General features: G+C 59.0%; 20 protein-coding genes. 12 read left to right on the top strand and 8 right to left on the bottom strand.

Features of this window, described 5'->3' with window-relative positions; translation table 11 throughout:
- Positions 1–182 precede the first annotated feature (182 nt).
- Positions 183–1,370, top strand: coding sequence for a type III PLP-dependent enzyme (locus VHO05_RS08370; RefSeq protein WP_329646146.1), 1,188 nt, complete (start codon positions 183–185; stop codon positions 1,368–1,370).
- Positions 1,371–1,515: 145 nt separating this feature from the next.
- A complete protein-coding gene (locus VHO05_RS08365) occupies positions 1,516–1,794 on the top strand; it encodes a hypothetical protein (RefSeq protein WP_329646145.1) in 279 nt (92 codons plus the stop codon).
- Here VHO05_RS08365 and VHO05_RS08360 read toward each other — a convergent pair.
- The 3 genes from VHO05_RS08360 to VHO05_RS08350 form a co-directional block, all read right to left on the bottom strand.
- Positions 1,723–1,932, bottom strand: coding sequence for a hypothetical protein (locus VHO05_RS08360; RefSeq protein ID WP_329646144.1), 210 nt, complete (start codon positions 1,930–1,932; stop codon positions 1,723–1,725). The two genes, VHO05_RS08365 and VHO05_RS08360, sit on opposite strands and share 72 nt — an antisense overlap.
- Before the next feature lie 247 nt (positions 1,933–2,179).
- On the bottom strand, positions 2,180–2,779 hold the full coding sequence (locus tag VHO05_RS08355; protein WP_329646143.1) for an NADPH-dependent F420 reductase: 600 nt from the start codon (positions 2,777–2,779) through the stop codon (positions 2,180–2,182).
- Positions 2,780–2,846: 67 nt separating this feature from the next.
- Positions 2,847–3,278, bottom strand: a complete 432-nt coding sequence (locus VHO05_RS08350; RefSeq protein WP_329646142.1) for an ester cyclase — start codon at positions 3,276–3,278, stop codon at positions 2,847–2,849.
- A gap of 113 nt (positions 3,279–3,391) precedes the next feature.
- On the opposite strand from VHO05_RS08350, the gene VHO05_RS08345 reads away from it, so the two are divergent.
- On the top strand, positions 3,392–4,321 hold the full coding sequence (locus VHO05_RS08345; RefSeq protein ID WP_329646141.1) for a LysR family transcriptional regulator: 930 nt from the start codon (positions 3,392–3,394) through the stop codon (positions 4,319–4,321).
- 60 nt (positions 4,322–4,381) lie between these two features.
- Here VHO05_RS08345 and VHO05_RS08340 read toward each other — a convergent pair whose 3' ends face one another.
- The gene (locus VHO05_RS08340) at positions 4,382–5,284 is read right to left on the bottom strand and encodes an AraC family transcriptional regulator (protein WP_329646140.1); all 903 of its coding nucleotides are present in this window, start codon (positions 5,282–5,284) and stop codon (positions 4,382–4,384) included.
- Between the two features lie 196 nt (positions 5,285–5,480).
- On the opposite strand from VHO05_RS08340, the gene VHO05_RS08335 reads away from it, so the two are divergent.
- The 5 genes from VHO05_RS08335 (at position 5,481) to VHO05_RS08315 (ending at position 9,570) form a co-directional block, all read left to right on the top strand.
- A complete protein-coding gene (locus VHO05_RS08335; RefSeq protein WP_329646139.1) occupies positions 5,481–6,215 on the top strand; it encodes an SDR family oxidoreductase in 735 nt (244 codons plus the stop codon).
- A gap of 54 nt (positions 6,216–6,269) precedes the next feature.
- Positions 6,270–7,013, top strand: a complete 744-nt coding sequence (locus tag VHO05_RS08330) for an SDR family oxidoreductase (protein ID WP_329646138.1) — start codon at positions 6,270–6,272, stop codon at positions 7,011–7,013.
- 354 nt (positions 7,014–7,367) lie between these two features.
- Positions 7,368–7,994, top strand: a complete 627-nt coding sequence (locus VHO05_RS08325; RefSeq protein WP_329646137.1) for an FMN-binding negative transcriptional regulator — start codon at positions 7,368–7,370, stop codon at positions 7,992–7,994.
- A gap of 387 nt (positions 7,995–8,381) precedes the next feature.
- The gene (locus tag VHO05_RS08320; RefSeq protein ID WP_329646136.1) at positions 8,382–8,771 is read left to right on the top strand and encodes a hypothetical protein; all 390 of its coding nucleotides are present in this window, start codon (positions 8,382–8,384) and stop codon (positions 8,769–8,771) included.
- Between the two features lie 367 nt (positions 8,772–9,138).
- Positions 9,139–9,570, top strand: coding sequence for a CBS domain-containing protein (locus VHO05_RS08315; RefSeq protein WP_329646135.1), 432 nt, complete (start codon positions 9,139–9,141; stop codon positions 9,568–9,570).
- Between the two features lie 15 nt (positions 9,571–9,585).
- On the opposite strand, the gene VHO05_RS08310 is transcribed toward VHO05_RS08315, so the two are convergent.
- From VHO05_RS08310 to soxA, 3 genes are all read right to left on the bottom strand, one after another.
- Positions 9,586–9,909, bottom strand: coding sequence for a thioredoxin (locus VHO05_RS08310; protein ID WP_329646134.1), 324 nt, complete (start codon positions 9,907–9,909; stop codon positions 9,586–9,588).
- 89 nt (positions 9,910–9,998) lie between these two features.
- Positions 9,999–10,649: a sulfur oxidation c-type cytochrome SoxX gene (gene soxX, locus VHO05_RS08305; protein ID WP_329646133.1), complete on the bottom strand. Its 651-nt coding sequence runs from the start codon at positions 10,647–10,649 to the stop codon at positions 9,999–10,001.
- Positions 10,627–11,418, bottom strand: coding sequence for a sulfur oxidation c-type cytochrome SoxA (gene soxA / locus VHO05_RS08300; RefSeq protein ID WP_329646190.1), 792 nt, complete (start codon positions 11,416–11,418; stop codon positions 10,627–10,629). The genes soxX and soxA overlap by 23 nt, the downstream gene beginning before the upstream one ends.
- 269 nt (positions 11,419–11,687) lie before the next feature.
- Here soxA and VHO05_RS08295 point away from each other — a divergent pair, with 269 nt between their 5' ends.
- Positions 11,688–12,758 carry an MBL fold metallo-hydrolase gene (locus tag VHO05_RS08295; RefSeq protein WP_329646132.1) on the top strand — a complete coding sequence of 357 codons (1,071 nt, stop codon included), beginning with the start codon at positions 11,688–11,690 and terminating at the stop codon, positions 12,756–12,758.
- Between the two features lie 85 nt (positions 12,759–12,843).
- Here the strand turns inward: VHO05_RS08295 and VHO05_RS08290 are convergent, their stop codons facing one another.
- On the bottom strand, positions 12,844–13,794 hold the full coding sequence (locus tag VHO05_RS08290) for a LysR family transcriptional regulator (protein ID WP_329646131.1): 951 nt from the start codon (positions 13,792–13,794) through the stop codon (positions 12,844–12,846).
- Between the two features lie 235 nt (positions 13,795–14,029).
- On the opposite strand from VHO05_RS08290, the gene VHO05_RS08285 reads away from it, so the two are divergent.
- The 3 genes from VHO05_RS08285 (at position 14,030) to VHO05_RS08275 (ending at position 17,176) form a co-directional block, all read left to right on the top strand.
- Positions 14,030–15,313, top strand: coding sequence for a selenium-binding protein SBP56-related protein (locus VHO05_RS08285; protein ID WP_329646130.1), 1,284 nt, complete (start codon positions 14,030–14,032; stop codon positions 15,311–15,313).
- Positions 15,314–15,315: 2 nt separating this feature from the next.
- Entirely contained in the window at positions 15,316–16,014 is a 699-nt protein-coding gene (locus tag VHO05_RS08280) for an SCO family protein (protein ID WP_329646129.1), read from the top strand.
- A 175-nt stretch (positions 16,015–16,189) separates the two neighbouring features.
- The gene (locus tag VHO05_RS08275) at positions 16,190–17,176 is read left to right on the top strand and encodes a cytochrome-c peroxidase (RefSeq protein WP_329646128.1); all 987 of its coding nucleotides are present in this window, start codon (positions 16,190–16,192) and stop codon (positions 17,174–17,176) included.
- Positions 17,177–17,265 lie beyond the last annotated feature (89 nt).

Genomic DNA, 17,265 nt, shown 5'->3' with positions numbered 1-17,265 from the left:
AAGGCACCGAACCGGGTTCAAATTTCCGTCACAAACCGGCCGCGTGGAAATGATCTAACCCATTTGCCGGGAAGGGTCTTTACATCGCGGCCGTCAGGCCCTAAATGCAGCCCACGCACGGCGGCGGTTTCGCTTCGCACGGCGCTTCTTGTCCAACCCATTGTTGGTGGAGGTCCGTTGAAATGGAGCGTTATGCCTCAGCGGCTGAACTTGTCGCCGCCCGCAAGCCCGAACGGCCAGTCGTTTGCGCCCGTCCGCACGCAGCCGCTCGCGCTGCACGCTGGTTCATCGACAATTTTCCTGGCGACGTCGCCTACGCTTACAAGGCGAACAGCTCGGTCTTCCTGATCGGCGCGCTGTTCGGCGCGGGCATCCGCCATTTCGATGTCGCTTCGTTGCCCGAGATCGAGGATGCGGCCACCATTCCCGGCGCGCATCTGCATTTCATGCATCCGGTGAAGTCGCGCGAGGCGATCAATCGCGCCTATCACGAGCATGGGATTCGCAGCTTCTCCCTCGATACAGAGGACGAGCTGAAAAAAATCCTCGAGGAGACCCGCGGACCCGAAGGCGTTGCGCGCGACCTCGTGCTGTTCGTTCGCATCGTCGTTCCGGCGATCAACAGCCGCATTCCGCTCGAGCGCAAGTTCGGCACGACCGGCCAGAAAGCCGCGCGCCTGCTCGTCAAGGCACGGCAGGTGGCGGCCGAGCTCGGCATTACCTTCCACGTCGGGTCCCAGACCATGACGCCGGACGCCTACGTCAACGCGCTCGCCGAAGTGCAGCGCCTGATCGGCAAGGCGGGCGTTGTTGTAGATCGGCTCGATGTCGGCGGCGGCTTCCCGTCGATCTACCCCGGCATGCAGCCCGCGCCTCTCAAGCGTTTCATCGCAGCCATCGAGGAAGGCGTGAACAAGCTGCCGGTGCGCGAGAACGTGCGCCTCATGTGCGAGCCGGGTCGCGCGCTCGTTGCCGAGGCCGAGACGCTTATCGTGCGCGTCGAAGCGCGTCGCGGAAACGACCTCTTCATAAACGACGGCGGCTACGGCGTACTGTTCGACGCTGCGCATCTCGGCTGGATATATCCAGCGCGCCTCATCGGCCGCGTGGCGGCCAAGGCCGACGCCCTGATCCCGTACGAGCTGTGGGGTCCCACGTGTGACTCGATCGATCACATGAAGGGGCCCTTCCTGCTGCCGTCGTGCGTCAAGGAAGGCGACTATCTCGAGATCGGCAACGTCGGCGCCTATGGCCGTGCCATCGCGGGCGACTTCAACGGCTACGGCAAGTATGAGGAAGCCATCCTCGACGACGAGCCGATGATGACCATGTACGGCGACGCAGCCGAGGCGCAGGCGCTTCTCGGCTGAGCCGTGCCGCGCGCAGGTTAAACCTTTAATTCCGTTCACGGAAATTGGCCGGTGCAACTCGTAAAGTTGCGCAAAACCTTGCCGTGCGCCGATTGCGCCCAAGGAATCGGTTACGCCGAGATCTGTGGATTAGGGGGATAACTCCATGGACGCAGATATTGCCTTCACGGTCATCCAGCAGGCGCTCGACGAGTTCACGGCCGACATCGGCCGCGCCCGCGCCGGGCTTGCGACCAGCGAAGAGACGCTGGCCTCCGTCGAATATGAGATGGAGCAGCTTCGTGTGTTGATCGCCGAGAATGCTCTCGCGAAGGTGACTGCAACGCCTCCGTTGCCGCCTGTGCACCTGCCGTCAGATGTCGAGGTACTTGGCGAGAACGTCGGAGGTGGGCCGCTGCGGCGCGCCTTCGTCCGCGCTGCCTGACGCGTCGTCCGCCAGAATATGATCGGCTTCGGCTTCGGCCGTGCCGAGCGTGTCCATCAGTGTTTGCGCAAGCTCAGCCCGCTCGTCGGGCGAGAGCTTCAAAGCCGTCACCAGGATTGCCTTCACGCGCTCGTTCATCAGCCACCCCGCGGCCTGCGAACATGAGCCGTCGACGCCCTACAGCCCCGACTCGATTTGTGAAGACTAGCATGGGTGAAGCCGTTGCCCGATTCCGCCCGCTGGCCGATCACCAACCCGGAAAAATGAGCCGAGAAAAGTGGAGGGCGGTATGTCTCCAAACCAGAGAATAGAGCGCTGTAATATCAGTGCATTATTTATTGTCCGTATGCGGCAATGATGCCTGTGCGGCGTCGCCGCAAGAAGCTCAGGAAATCCTAACGAGGTTCTGGTTCGGGAGTGGTCCACCGGGAAACTGCGCAAGCTTGCCGCCGACTTCCAGCGATCCAAGATCGATGCCGGCGAAACCAATGCGCTCGATAAGCGTGGCGATCGTCCCCTTGGCTGCAGCGTCCTCGCCGGAATAGAACAGCACGCGCCGTCCGCCGTCCCCGCTCGGATCGCTGGCCAGGACGTCTGCGCGAAGGTGATTGAAAGCCTTCACGACGCGGGCTCCGGGCACGAGATCACCAAACACCGCGCTCGACACGCGGCCACCGAGGTCTGCGGGCTTGAACAGTGGTGCCTCGACCGGATTGTTGGCATCGATGACAATGCGCCCGTTCCAATCTGGAAGGCCTGCCATCGCGGCCGGGAGCTTTGTCCAATTCACGGCCACGAAGACGATGTCTGCGCGTGCCGCTTCCTCGCGGGTGCCAGCCTTGATGGATGGCCCAAGATCGCGGACCAGATCGTTGAGTGACTCCGGGCCACGGCTGTTTGAGATGGTCGCCTCGACACCCGCCCGGCCGAGCGTGCGGGCGAAAGCGGTGCCGATCGCGCCCGAGCCAATGATACCGATGGTCATGCGATGGTCCTTTCAAGGTCGGAGCCTGGACGCGGTTGAACGTACCGGCGCTTGCTCTCAGTGGATTTCAGTTGATTGGTTCGGCACCGAGCTGCTGCATCAGGGAGAAGAGATTGGCGACGCCCCAGTGCTCGGCGATCTGCCCGTCACGCACGCGCATGACGTCGACGGTCTCGAATTGGATCTTTCGGCCCGTCGGCGCGACGCCGAAAAATTCTCCCAGATGCGTCCCGTGGTAAGTCTTGTAGGTCGTCACCCGGTCGCCATCGGCAATCTGCCAATGGATTTCGGCGTGGAAGTCGGGGAAAGCGGCGCGGAGAACTTCGTACAGTTCTCTCGCACCGGCCTTGTCGGGCGTGCGGCCCGGTTGCGGTGTGTGGTCGACGAAGTCATCGGCGAACAGTTCATCGAACACCGCGAAATTGCCGCCACCCTGAACTTCTTCGGTGTTACGGCGAATGACTGCTTTTGCGGCTTCGCTTGGGCTTTTTCCGGTCATGACAGGCTCCGATGGCTAGGTGTGCTCCGTCACCTACCTATCGGCCGTTTATTGGTCTAAAATTAGAGGGCAATGATTGGTAATGCTTACAAGCATCACTTGAAAGAAGGTCTATGGAGACTCTGGCCAACCTCGAATCCTTCGCCCGCAGCGCGGAAGCCGGCAGCTTCTCCGTTGCAGCGCGCAGGCTTTCCCTCACCCCGGCGGCGGTCAGCCGAAACGTAGCGATGCTGGAACGCAATCTCGGAGTCCGGCTCTTTCAGCGAACGACCCGGAAGTTGACTCTGACCGAGGCCGGAGAGCGCTTCTTGCTCGCAATGCAGGATCACATGCAGGGACTACAGGCGGCGATCGCGGACGCTGCCAGCGATCGCGGTGAGCCCGCCGGCGTGCTCAAAGTCAGCATGGGGCTGACGTTTGGCGCCGATTACATCCTGCCAATGTTGCCTGCCTTCCTCGCGCGCTATCCCGACATTCGCCCGGACTGGCGGTTTGAGAGCCGGCAAGTCGATCTGATTGCAGAGGGGTATGATGCGGCGATCGGTGGCGGTATCGAGTTGGCTCCAGGTTTGGTGACACGCACGCTTGCTCCCTTGCACATCATCGCCGTCGCCTCACCAGCCTATCTGAAAGGAAAGAGGCGGCCGGTTGATCCTTCGGGGCTGACCGCCTACGACGGAATTGTCATGCGCTCCACACGGACGGGGCGAATCCGCGAGCGCATCATGCGCAACGCCGCCGGCGCGGAGGTCGCTGCGACACTGAAGGAGACGATCGTCCTCGACGACCCGGAAGCGATGTGTCGGGCAGCATTGCTGGATCTCGGCGTGACGCTCATCGCCGTGCCCCACGCTCTGCCGCACCTCGAAAAGCGCGCACTCGTACGATTGGTACCACAGTGGTACGCGGATGCAGGATCGATCTCGATCTATTATCCCACTCGAACATTGCTTCCCGCCAAGACCCGCGCCTTCGTCGACTTTGTCATTGATGGCTTTCGCCGCGATCGCCTGGCGGAGCGCTTCGCGGGAAGTCTGGGCTGAGCTGGAACACAATCCGTCATCCAGCACTGCAGACACGGCCCTTCGGTCGCGAACCTCCTCTCATGCAACCGAGGTACCGATTGCGGAAGCGCGAAGTCGCGCAATGTCGCGGCCCGGAGGCGCGCCGAACAACCGCCGGTACTCGCGACTGAATTGCGAAGGGCTGTCGTAGCCGACAGTATGGCCGGCTGAGGCCGAGTCGATGGATTGTGTCAGGATCAGCCGACGCGCTTCCTGCAGACGAAGTTGTTTCTGGTATTGGAGCGGGCTCATGCCCGTGACGGTCTTGAAATGCTGATGCAGGGCCGACGTGCTCATGCGTGCCTCGGCGGCCAGCGTCTCGACGCTGAAAGGGTCCCGGTAGTATGTCTTGATCCAGCCAATCGCCCGGTTCACTTGCTGCAATTTGCTTTCGGCAAAGGCGATCTGGCTCATGCGCGAGCTCTGTTGTCCGCGCAAAAGCCGGTACAAAATCTCACGCTCGGCAAGAGGCGCCAGGATCGGGATGTCGCCCGGGGTCCCGAGCAATCTCAGCAGCCGAACCGCTGCATCGATCAGTTTGTCGCCCATGGGGCTCACGGAGAGCGATGATACCGGCGGTTCCCGGGCGGCACGCTCCGCATCGCTTTCCAGCATCAGGGCGCCAATGGCTCCCGGATCGAGGTCGAGACGGAGACACAGAAATGGGTCCTTGGTGCTAGCGTCCAGAATCTGGCTGACGATGGGAACATCGACGGACACGATGAGGTAGTCGCCTTGGCTGTAGGTGTAGAGCTTGTCGCCAGCCATCGCCTGTTTTCTGCCTCGGGCGACGAAGCAGACGGCCGGCTCGTAGACGGTATGGAGCGGCAGACTCACGTGCGACGCCCGATGCAGAAAAACGCGCGGAATCGCCGTCGCGTGGGCGCCGTCTTCCCCGGAGTATTGGTCAATCAGGTCGGCCAGCTCTTCCATGGCAGTCATTGATTTGCATCCAAAAATCCCGTGATCATTAGCGCCAGATTAGCTGAAGTCTGCGCCGCTGCCGACCCCTCTCCAGACGGATTGGACAATTAGGCAAGAAGCGCGGAGTCGCGGTCTACCGCTCCAGAGGCCGCCTGGCCCATGTTCCTCCCGCACCCAAGCGACAGTCGCGCCGGGTGATACAGGGAGAATGATCGTGAGCAGCATCGAAGGCAAAGTCATCGCCATCACCGGCGCGTCGAGCGGCATCGGCGAAGCAACAGCGAAACTCCTGGCCGCGCGCGGTGCCAAGGTCGTGGTTGGCGCGCGCAGGACCGACCGCCTGAAGTCACTCGTGGACGGCATCGTGGCAGAGGGCGGCGCCGCGAAGGCCCGCGCCGTCGACGTCGCCAATCGTCAGGATGTCCGGTCCTTCATCGACTTCGCCCGCGCCGAATTCGGTCGCGTTGATGTCATCGTGAACAATGCGGGCGTCATGCCCCTTTCGCCGATGGCTGAACTGAAAGTCGACGAGTGGGACCGAATGATCGACGTCAACATTCGCGGCGTGTTGAACGGTGTTGCAGCCGTTCTGCCGGAGATGAAGGCGCGTGGTTCAGGTCAGATTGTCAACGTCGCGTCCATCGGTGCGCACGTCGTGGTGCCGACCGGAGCAGTCTATTGCGCGACGAAATATGCCGTGTGGGCGATCTCGGAAGGCCTGCGCCAGGAGAACCCTGATCTCCGCGTGACGATCATATCGCCCGGCGTCGTCGCGACGGAACTCGGCGACGACATCTCAGACGCGAACGCCAAGGAGTTCCTCACCGGTCTTCGCAAGGCGGCATTCACACCCGATGCAATCGCTCGGGCCATCGCCTACGCGGTGGAGCAGCCCGATGACGTCGACGTCAATGAAATCATTGTGCGCCCGACGACAAGCCAGTTTTGACCTCTGGGCCCAGCGAGGCACCCGCTGGGCCACCAACCTTGGAGAGACACCACTATGACTAGAGAAATGGAAGGGAAGGTTGCGCTCGTTACCGGAGCGGCGAGTGGCATCGGCCGTTCGATTGTCGAGCTGTTCCACGCGCGCGGCGCTCACGTCGTCGCCGAGGATATCAATCCTGAAGTGAAGGGGCTCGCCAAACGCGGAGTTTCGACCCTCGTGGCGGATATCTCCGAAGAAGGCAGCGCAGAACGCGCGGTGCAACTCGCGCTGAAGGAATTCGGACACCTCGATATCCTCGTCAACAATGCGGCGCGCATCCTGAGCAAGCCAGTCGTCGAGATGACGCTTGCCGACTGGCAATCCATATTGTCGGTGAATGCAACGGGTGCATTCCTTCACTCACGCGAGGCGATGAAGGCAATGATCCCTCGGAGGTCAGGTGCAATCGTCAACATCGCCTCGTACGCAGCCTATTTCGCTTTTCCAGGCATCGCCGCTTACACCGCTTCAAAGGGCGCGCTTGTGCAATTGACGCGTACGCTTGCACTCGAGGGCATCGAGCACGGTATTCGTGTCAATGCCGTCGGGTCGGGCGATGTAGTGACGAACATCTGGGTTGGAAAAATGGACCAAGGCCGGGAGTTCCTGGCTGATCATGCCCGGAAAGCTCCAATCGGTCGCGCAGCAGAGCCTGAAGAGATTGCAGAGATCGTGGCCTTTTTGGCGTCTGACAGGGCTAGCTTCATCGTCGGGTCTGTGGTGATGGCGGACGGAGGAATGAGCGTCAGGGTCGGCTGACGGACCGCAAGGTGATCCCGAAGCAGAAGTCGAATGTGTTCCTGTCTCACTTCTTCTGCGAATGGAATGGATAGGCTGCTTCCCCAGCGGGCTAGTCTGCAAAGACTTTACCCGCGATGAACAGGGGACGTGGCCTATCCCTCCTCCGGTCGATTTTGAAGGGGCGTCGTCGCGGATACGCCACGACATCAGCTTTCGCCGTTCTTGGAAAGATGTTGGGTGCTGTGGCCCTAGACAATTCAGCCTTCTTGGCGTCCAACAACACACGGCTAGTTCGGCGCGAATTCTTGGAGCGCTATTGCTGGTTGTCGGCGTTGTGCTGGTGCAGCGATAACGAATGGACGAGCTTTCACAATGTATATTCCGCCAGCTTTTCGCGACGACGACATCACCAACATCATTGCGACGGTCAAAGCGGCTCGGCTCGCCAGCCTGGTCACCGCCACCGCCGAGGGCCTGATTGCCACGCCGTTGCCGATGTTCCTTGCCGAACAAGAAGGAGAATTCGGAACGCTGTATGCGCATGTCGCGCGCGCCAACTCGCAATGGAAGAACCCGCCTGTTGGGGAGGGCATGGCGATATTCATGGGGCCGGACGCCTACATCACGCCCAGCTGGTACGCGACCAAGCAGGAAACCGGGAAGGTCGTTCCGACCTGGAACTACATAGCGATCCACGCCTATGGCAACGTCGAGTTCTTCGATGACGATAGTCGCCTGCTCGACGTCATCACCAGATTGACGAACGTGCATGAGCGCGAGCGCGCCAATCCTTGGGCTGTCGATGATGCACCTGCGGACTTCATCAAGTCTCAGCTCAAGGGCATTGTGGGACTGCGCATGCCGATATCGCGCTTCGACAGCAAGCGTAAGATGAGCCAAAATCGAAGTGCTGCCGATCGGGCTGGCGTCATCGAAGGCTTAGCGGCGAGCGAGAACGCCAATGACCGCGCAGCAGCGAAGTTTGTCCCGGAATGGTGAACCTTGATGGGATCGCCAAATCAAACCGCCGTCACGGAACGCGAGAGATCTTGGATGCTGAGCGCGACTAAGGTTCGAGAGGCTCAAACCATGGGCCCAAGCTCTTTTTCTGTGTCCTAAGCAAGCGTGACGGAGAGCCTGATGTATTCCGACCTACTACAAGGTAGGGCCTCAACCGGTATCCGCCGGAACCGGGTTGGTTTCATGCTCGCCTACTACGCCCAATGCGTTCGGGCGTGATGTGAACCAATGGATTTTCCCGATAGGTCTGATCGGAAATAGCAATTTATGGCCGGGAAACGGTGATGTTAGCCTCTAGCTGCATCTCCCCGCGTGGCGGGGCGGGCAACTCGATACGAGCTATGGCTGCAGGATCAAGCGCCCTACATGACGATAATGCCCAGTCGCCGCCCAACAGCATTTATGCGTGCCGTTCTCGAGATGCGTGCTGGGCATCTGAAGTCGTTGCTTGAGCAGCTTTCAGACGCGGACATCAACAGCGCGCAAGACTTCCATATGCTTCTCGACATTGCCCTAAACTCAGGGATCAGGCAGTGCGACATCGCTCGAACATTGGAAACTCGACGGAACAAACTATCGAGTTGGTCCAATCGTATCAGCGTGGCGCGCGCGCCGAGCGAACGTCAGCGTATCGCCAACGCAATTCGGGCGCTTCTAGAGAAAAAGCTGAGCGACGTGAACCAATTGATTGTCTTGGGCCACCCAAGCAAGCCCAGTCACAGATTCGATGTGCCACGCACTGACATCATTCCATAGAGAATTGAGCGGCGACGTTGCGACGATGCTCGATGAGTTAAATCTGGCGCCCGCTTGGCGGAATGAGGCGCGAGCCAGTGCTGGATCGTTGATCGACGCCGTGTCGAGAAGCGCTACGCCACCTCCCAAGTTGGACCGATTGTTCCGGTGACACTTGTGGCAAATAGCCGGCGCCAGAACGGCGCGCAACGTGCGCATCCAAGATGCCGCGCGACATGTCTGCAGCTCCTCGCGCTTGATCACCGATGTTTTCATTGGCGCCGAAGGATCGATTTTGCTCGCGCAAGGCTCTCGGCTGGCACTCTGTGATTATCACCGATCACGCTAAGCCCGGGAACAGAAGAGCTGCGCAATCTAGGAGGCGTTCATGAGGGTAGTTGAGTTTCTTGAAAAGCGCGGGCGGCGCGTGTTTACCGTCAAAACCTCGGAGTCGATCGGATATCTAGCTCGGCAACTTCAGAGGCATCGGATTGGCGTCATGGTGGTGAGCGACAACGGGCACGCTATCGACGGCATCATTTCGGAGCGCGATATCGCCTATAGTTTGGCCGAGCGTCGCGGGGAACTGCATTTGCTTCCAGTGTCTGCATTGATGGTTCGCCGTGTCATCACCTGTTCGCCGCAAGACACCATGTCTTATGTGATGGAGCTGATGAAGGTGCACCACATTCGCCACATTCCGGTGCAAGACGCCGGGCGCTTGGCTGGCGTAATCAGTATGCGCGATGCTCTGGAGTTCCGCTTGGATGAGATCGAGCGCAAGGCCAACCTCGCGCAATTGACACAGATGGTCGACTAGCGCGAACAACGCCCGTCAGGGCGGATGCCCACGCGTGAACGATGAGAGTACGAGGATTTCGGAAAGCATTTCCCAGAAGAAGCTCTCACCAGGGTATCCTGTTATTCTCCCGACCTCGCGGCTGCCTTCGACGAGAATGAACGTTGGCGTGACGGTAACGGGTTCCTTCACGAACGCCGGCAACGGCGCGCGGATATCAAGGTGTCTGAGAGGAGCGAAGCGGCCTTCATCTGATTTCGGATAAACAGAGCCGATCTCACGATCCCAGAGAGTGCACCATGGGCATCCGGCTTGCCGGACCATGATGAGTTCGGCTGCGCCCGCGCTGTTTGTGACCATGAGCATCACGAGCGCTGCGGCGACGGGTCGTTGGCGTGAGAGTGTTGCAGCGAGCACGGCCCTGCAAACGAGAAGTATGCACTCCAGCCTCATTTGTTTATGGGACTATCCGGGTCAAACAAATAGGCCACGACGTCTTTGATTTGTTGTTCGGTCAAGAAGCCGTGAGCGCCAAACCGCGGCATGCTCGAACACGCCAATGTGGCTTGTGAATTGTAGATCTTTGCGAACGTATCCCTGGCGGCTTCGGCGCTGAAGTTGCGAATCTTTCCGTACTCCGACAGGCTGGGCCCCAGCGTGCCGAACGAAAGCTCGGACTTGGCCATTTGATGGCAGGCGTAACAGTTGCCACCGTTCACGGTATCCGGGGCGTCGCTGAACTGACCGCCGCGTCCGTTTTGCGCGAGTTTCTCACCCTCCTGCCAGCGTCCCAGCACTTGATTGTCCTTGGGAAAGACGATGGTTGCGGCTTCTCGTGTTTGAATGGATTGAGCCAAAGGCTCAGGCGGATTGTTGCGGAATCGCGAGCACAGGACCTGCGTCTCGTCCTGCTTCAGGCGATCCTTCCATTTGGCATCGGAACTGGCCCACATTTCGCGCACGTATCGTTCGACACCAGCGGTGCCCTCGGCCGGCCCCTTCGGTGTTGCGCTCTCTGCAAGTGCAGATGTCGCGGCGACGAGTGCCACGATGATCGCAGCATATCGGGCGGGTCTGTTAGCGTTTGATTGAAGGGACATTGATCGATCCACCATCGGCCTGCTTTGCCAAATAAATCATCAGGGCCGTCAGCCCCGCTGAGCCGTAGTCCGGCGGCGGCATGCGCATTTGCCGATAGCAATCCCAGAGGCGGTTCTGCATGGTTCGCATCTGGCTCTGAGATACGCGATACGTCGGCCACGATCCCATGGTGTTGCGCGCGTCACCGCCGGGTTTGGTTAGGTTGGGCAGCTGCGTGGTGCGTATTCGAGCGCCATCTGCGCTGTGGCAGGTCGCGCATGAAAAGTCGAGGAGCGATCCGCGCCGATAGAACAGCTCCTCACCGATGGCATAGGCATCCCGTTCCTGCACATCGTCCAACGGGATATGATAGGTCATGCCGCTCGATTTGTTCGCAATATAGGCAACGAGGTCTTCCATGTCGGACGTCGAGCCTGGCGCTCCGAATTTTCGCGACAACACGTCATGCGTGTCGAGCGCTTGCACGGTCTCCATGCACCACAGCAGGCGCTGCTCGAGATCCATGACTTTGTCGGCGTCGGCGAAGTATCGAGGAAGCTCCGCGTAGGCTCCTTCGAGCGTTCCCGGTCCCTTGCCGAGATCGCAGGTTGCGAGCGAGGCATTCTTCTCACCTCTCGGCAAGTTCCATAGCGCTTCGCCGCGATCGACATTCAGATAGGCCGGGTTGGCCATCGGGTCGTCGATCATTTCCCGATATCGCCGAATTTCGTCCTCGGGGTCGGCCGCGTTGAGCCCCCCGGTTACCCAACAGAGCACGCCAAGTGTCATGACCAGAGCAGAGGCAACGCTTCGTTTCATGCTTTATCGACTCGAATGATAGAGGGCGGTTGCTTACATGGAATGTGCACGCACGAGCGACCGACGTTCCACCACGCGAGTTAATCGTCCGAGGCGCCACAGCACAAATAGGATCGACGAATGAAAATCATTCGCACTGCGAATGTGCCCAATCTAGCGCAACCGATTAAATCATACCGAAGCGGGCAGCGGAGTGTCTGTAACTCGGCGCGTGCCGCGCCGTCTTGGGAGGTCCGACCATGTTTGGGAACGCCATGCTGCCACTGAGACAAATTGCAATCCTGCTGATCGCCATTGTTGCTTTTGAGCTTCCGGCTTCCGCGGCCTCTGACGCAGTTGGCACACGAATGGTAGAGAGCGTGCGCAAACCTGCTCAGCTCACTGTCCTGTTCGACGCCTTCGGAAGAAATCCCGCCCTCAAGAAGGACTGGGGTTACGCCGCGCTGATTGAGATTGCAGGACGCAGAATTCTCTTTGACACCGGCAACGATGCTGAAATCTTCAAGCACAACGTCGAAGCCCTCGGCATCGACTTGACGACGTTGGATTTTGTCGTCTTGTCGCATCGCCACGGCGATCACACGACAGGCTTGTCGTATCTGCTGTCCGTTAATCCGAACGTTCAGATCTACGCGCCGAAGGAGAATTTCGGTGTGTTCGGTTCGTCTCTGCCTTCAACGTTTTACCGCAAGGATGAGAGCCTGCCGCAGGACATGCGATACTTCGGGGGGGCGCCTCCCGACGTTTTGAAGTTTGGAAAGGCGTGGCCGAGTGCCAAACTCACGTTGGTGGAGCAAACGATGCAAATCGCTCCCGGCGTGCACGTGATCTCCCTGGTTTCGGACAAGCCCGGCACCCTCGAAATGAGAGAGTTGTCGCTTGCGATCGAGACGCCCGAGGGCGTGGTGGTCGTGGTTGGTTGCTCCCACCCCGGCATTGAGCGCATCGTCGAGGCGGCGAAGGCGATCGATCAGAGAATTCATCTCATCGCAGGTGGACTTCACCTTGTTACCACGCCGGACGCGGAGATTGATCGCCAACTTGAGGCGTTGCGCAAGACCTATGGCGTTGCGTGGATTGCAGCGGGTCATTGCACGGGAGAACCCGCGTTTGCTGCGCTCTTAAGGCGTTTCGGCGATCATAGCCTTTATGCCGGTGCGGGCGCGACGATTGGGTTGGGAGCCAACCCACGTGCTGATGCGGGTCCAACGACGCGATACGCCCTGCGCGACGAGGATTTGCTGACGTATCGCACTGTAATGCGAAACAGCTTTTTGCGCTTTGGACGTCCCGCCAATCACAAGCGGTAAGGTGGCGCTTGCCCAAAGGCTCCGCGGCTGCATCCTAACTGGCCTTTTCGGAATATGGACGGCGCTCGAGGCGCCGCCGCATTCCTTATAGGCACCAATCGTACGCTGCCGAGGCCGTATCCGCGCTCGCGGTGCTAACCGGCGGCACGCTCCCAACCTCCAACGTTTCCCAGATGTCCGTGAAGACGGCTGACGGGATCGTATTAGGCTTGCCGATGGCGAAATAGTCGATCTTGGCAGATTGACCATTGTCGACAATGGGGACAGCGATGTTTCTCGCCAAATCGGAAACTTTCGAAGCCGGCAGGATGCCGGAGCCGAGCCCCATATCGGCCCAATCCTCTACGGCGGCATAGCTGCTCGCTTCGCCAAGGTACCTGTTCAACTCACACCCGTTGTCGTCGAATAGCCGCTTGGTGACCTGCGCCAGCCCACATCCGCTCGGAACCAGAACGAATTGCTCGCTCGCGATGTCCCTCACCGTGACTCGGTTCGCAGGCGCCCATCGCGCAATATCTGCTTTTCTGGGAACGAAAAGCAGAGGCTCGCTGTAGATGTGTTGGAGCATGCAATCGGGGAGGGAGTGAGATCGGAGGTCCAGCGGCGCAAGAATGATATCGATTTGCGCACGCTTCATCTGATCGCAGAGATCGGTGAGGTTGCTTTCGCGATAGACGATTTCGATGTCTGGTCGCTGGGTTTTGGCCAGCTCGAACGCGATCTCGGCCATGCGGATTCCGACACAGGGCGAGATGCCGATGCTTACGTGGAGCGCTTTTCCGGTCTGCTTTGCGAGATCACGGACGCGTTCAAATGCCTTCAGGGCTTCGAGGATGGCGGGCAACATGCGTTCGCCGTACGCCGTGAGCGCAACGCTGCGTGTGGTGCGCCGAAAGATGCGATGACCGAGGTCGGCCTCAAGTTGGGCGATTCCATTCGACAAGGTCGGTTGTGTGACTGCGCACCTGGAGGCTGCGGCAACGAACGAGCCTTCATCCACAAGCGCGCGAACATATCTAAGTTGCTGAAGATTCATAGAAACGCCCCTGCCTTCGTCGGATGGATATGCTACGATACACGCATTTTTGGGGATTGAAAACCTACGTATTTGGTTCGCAACGGTACGACGTTCCTGTGTTGCGGCCATCTATAGAACCGCTGAATGGTCGACATTGGCAAATAGAATTTCACTTAACCAGGGCCACGAGGGTAGCTTCGACCACGTTTGAAGACAGGAACCGTTCGCTAGCAACGGTCGAGGAGGAAACGAAGTGAAAAAGCTACTTAAATCAAGCGTCTGTGTATTGGCCATGCTTGCAGCGGGGCCGTCGCTCTCTATCGCGGACGAGACCTGCAACTCGCCGTTCACGTCCGCTCTGATTAAGGGCCAGGAAGACTTTCTGCACGTCTGGACACTCGGCGAAGTTGGCGTTGGCGATGAATCTGACAAGCTCGTCACCATCGACGTTCAGCCAAATTCTTCGAATTACGGCAAGGTCATTCACTCAGTGTCAGTTGGCGGCCGTGGTGAGGCCCACCACACTGGCTTCACGGACGATCGCCGCTTCCTCTGGGCTGGTCGGCTCGACGACAATAAGATTTTCATCTTCGATCTCATCGATCCGTCCAAGCCGAAGGTCGTGAAGACCATCACCGATTTCGCAGACAAAACCGGCTTTGTCGGGCCGCACACGTTTTACGCGACGCCTGGTCGGATGATGATTCAGGCCCTGTCCAACAAGGATACGCACGACGGGCAGACTGGCATCGTTGTCTACAACAACTCGGGCGATCTCGTTTCAGTGCACAAGATGCCGCTCGAGAACGGTGGAGACGGCTACGGCTACGACATTGGCATCAATCCGGCCAAGAACGTCATGTTGACGTCGAGCTTCACAGGCTGGACGAACTACATGATGGACATGGGTCAGATGGTCAAAGACCCCGAAGCCATGAAGAAATTCGGCAAGTCCATGATCATGTGGGACTTCAAGTCCATGAAGCCCATCAAGACCATGGAGGTGCCCGGTGCGCCGCTCGAGATCCGCTGGTCGTTGAAGCCTGAGCACAACTGGGCCTATACCGCGACGGCGCTGACCTCCAAGCTCTGGCTCATCAAGCAGGATGAGAAGGGCGAGTGGGTGGCCAAGGAGACGGGCACGATCGGTGACCCTTCGAAGATCCCGCTGCCGGTTGACATTTCGATCACCGCAGACGCGAAGGGTCTTTGGGTCAACACCTTCTTGGACGGAACAACCCGCTACTTCGATATCTCGAACCCCGAGGTGGCGAAGGAGGTCTACACCAAGAAGATGGGTAGCCAGGTCAACATGGTTTCGCAGAGCTTCGACGGCAAGCGGGTGTATTTCACCACGTCGTTGCTTGCAAACTGGGACAAGAAGGGCGACGACAATGAGCAGTGGCTCAAGGCCTATGATTGGGATGGAAAGGAGCTCGTCGAAAAGTTCACGGTCGATTTCCATGCTGAGAAGCTGGGCCGGGCCCATCATATGAAGTTCTCTGCCAAGACCAAAGCTGCGGCGCTCGGAGAATAGTGTTGCTGCACCTTAGCAACGTTTGGCAGTTCCTCCTGCGGCGTTCGCGCCGCGTGCAGGCCGGCTGTGTCTTGATCTCTCTGTTTGCTTCATCAGTCTCCGTCACGGGGAATGAGCAAGGCATAGCCGGTCCTCTGCATCCCAAGGCCGGAACCTACAAACTGCACAAGATCCAGCCGGCTACGTCCGGCTGGGTCCTCGAAGACAGCGTGTGGATTCCTCACCGCCTTTCCAGCTACACCAAAGGCAAGATCACGCTGTTCTCGTTCTTCTATGGCACGTGCCGGGATCCCGAGGGCTGTCCGAAGGCTTGGGATGCCTTCTACGCCGTTCATGATGCGGTGAAGAAGAATCCGGCGCTGCACAACAAGGTGCGATTGGTGTTTCTAAGCCTTGATCCCAAGGCCGACACACCGGAGCAGATGTCGTTCTTCAAAGGCTCGATAAGCACGCCCGAAGCGCCGTGGTCGTTCCTGACGACATGGTCCGAGTCCTACCTCGCTCCAATTCTCAACGACATGTACGTTCCCGCATCCCGTGAGTTCGATGAGGCTGGAAAGCCGACTGACGTCATCAATCACCTTGTAAAGGTGTTTCTGATCGACAAGGAGTCATGGGTGCGAGAAATCTACACGACGAACTTCCTGGATTCTGATGTGATCCTGGCTGACATAGGCACACTCCTGCTCGAAGAAGAGTGACAACCTAACAGGGATGGAAATGAGCAGAAAGCGACGACTCCCACTTGCAGTTCCCATATGCACTTCTGTTTTCGGCATTCTGCTGATTGGCCACTTCTGGTCAATTCCTGCGTCGGGCGACTCTGAAACGCCCGTTCCGCTTGGCCTACCTCCCCTTGAAGTTCACCAGCGACCGGTGAAGAGCCAGGTTGAGCTCGGACGCAAACTCTTCTTCGATCGCCGGCTCGCATTCAACAATACGAACTCGTGTGCAATGTGCCACATCGAGTCTCAGGGTCTCACCACCAATCAATCCGCGACGGCGATTGGCATGGAGGGGCGCAGTCTGAGCCGCAACGCACCTGCCCTCTACAACGTGGCCTATCAGACATCCTTGTTCCACGACGGCCGCGAGTCCGATCTTGCGCAGCAAGCCTGGGCTCCGTTGTTGTCGCCCCTCGAGATGGCCAACCCATCCATCGGGCATGTCGTCGACAAGATTCGCGCGCTTGAGGATTACGCCGGACTCTTCGAAGCAGCCTTTGGTGGTCATCAAGCTTCCATGCAGACCATTGGCGATGCACTGGCTTCCTATCAACGCACGTTGCTATCCGGGAATTCACGCTTCGACCGTTGGTACTATGGAAAGCAACAGGATGCGCTGAGCCCCGAGGAGAAGCACGGCTTCGAGGTCTTCATGGGCAAAGGAAGTTGCGCCACCTGCCACACGGTCGGTGAAAAGTCGGCCTTGTTCACAGACGACAACTTCTATGTCACGGGCATCGGGTATTACAACGCGATCGGAGCAGGGCCTCGGGTTTCCAAAGTGGAGCTTGCTCCGGGTGAGTTCATCGAAATGAAGCATGAGGACATGAAGTCCTTTAGCGCTCCCCGGATCAACGATATTGGTCGCTTTGCGCTCACGCTGGATCCAAAAGACCGCTGGGCATACAAGACGCCGGGGTTGCGCAACGTTGAACTGACGTATCCCTACATGCACGACGGCTCCCTCTCGACGTTGGAAGACGTTGTGGCCTTCTACGACAAAGGTGGGATCGAACACGACGGGGAGCGCGTGCTCAAGCCGCTGGGTCTGACAGACAAGGAAAAAGCAGACCTTGTCGCCTTTCTCAAATCTCTGACGACGCCAGAAGACCAGGCGAAGCACGCGGGCTACCGGTAGAAAGCCCCGCTCTCACCTCCTGGAAGGACGTGTCATGCGCACGGTGCCCCGCTGCTTGCGGTGCGCCGTGCGCTCCGTTGTGCGCGAGA

This window comes from Hyphomicrobium sp. (assembly GCF_036262015.1).
GTDB lineage: Bacteria > Pseudomonadota > Alphaproteobacteria > Rhizobiales > Hyphomicrobiaceae > Hyphomicrobium_C.
The sequence above is the reverse complement of the archived record's forward strand: the minus strand, read 5'-3'. Positions and strand labels throughout refer to the sequence as shown.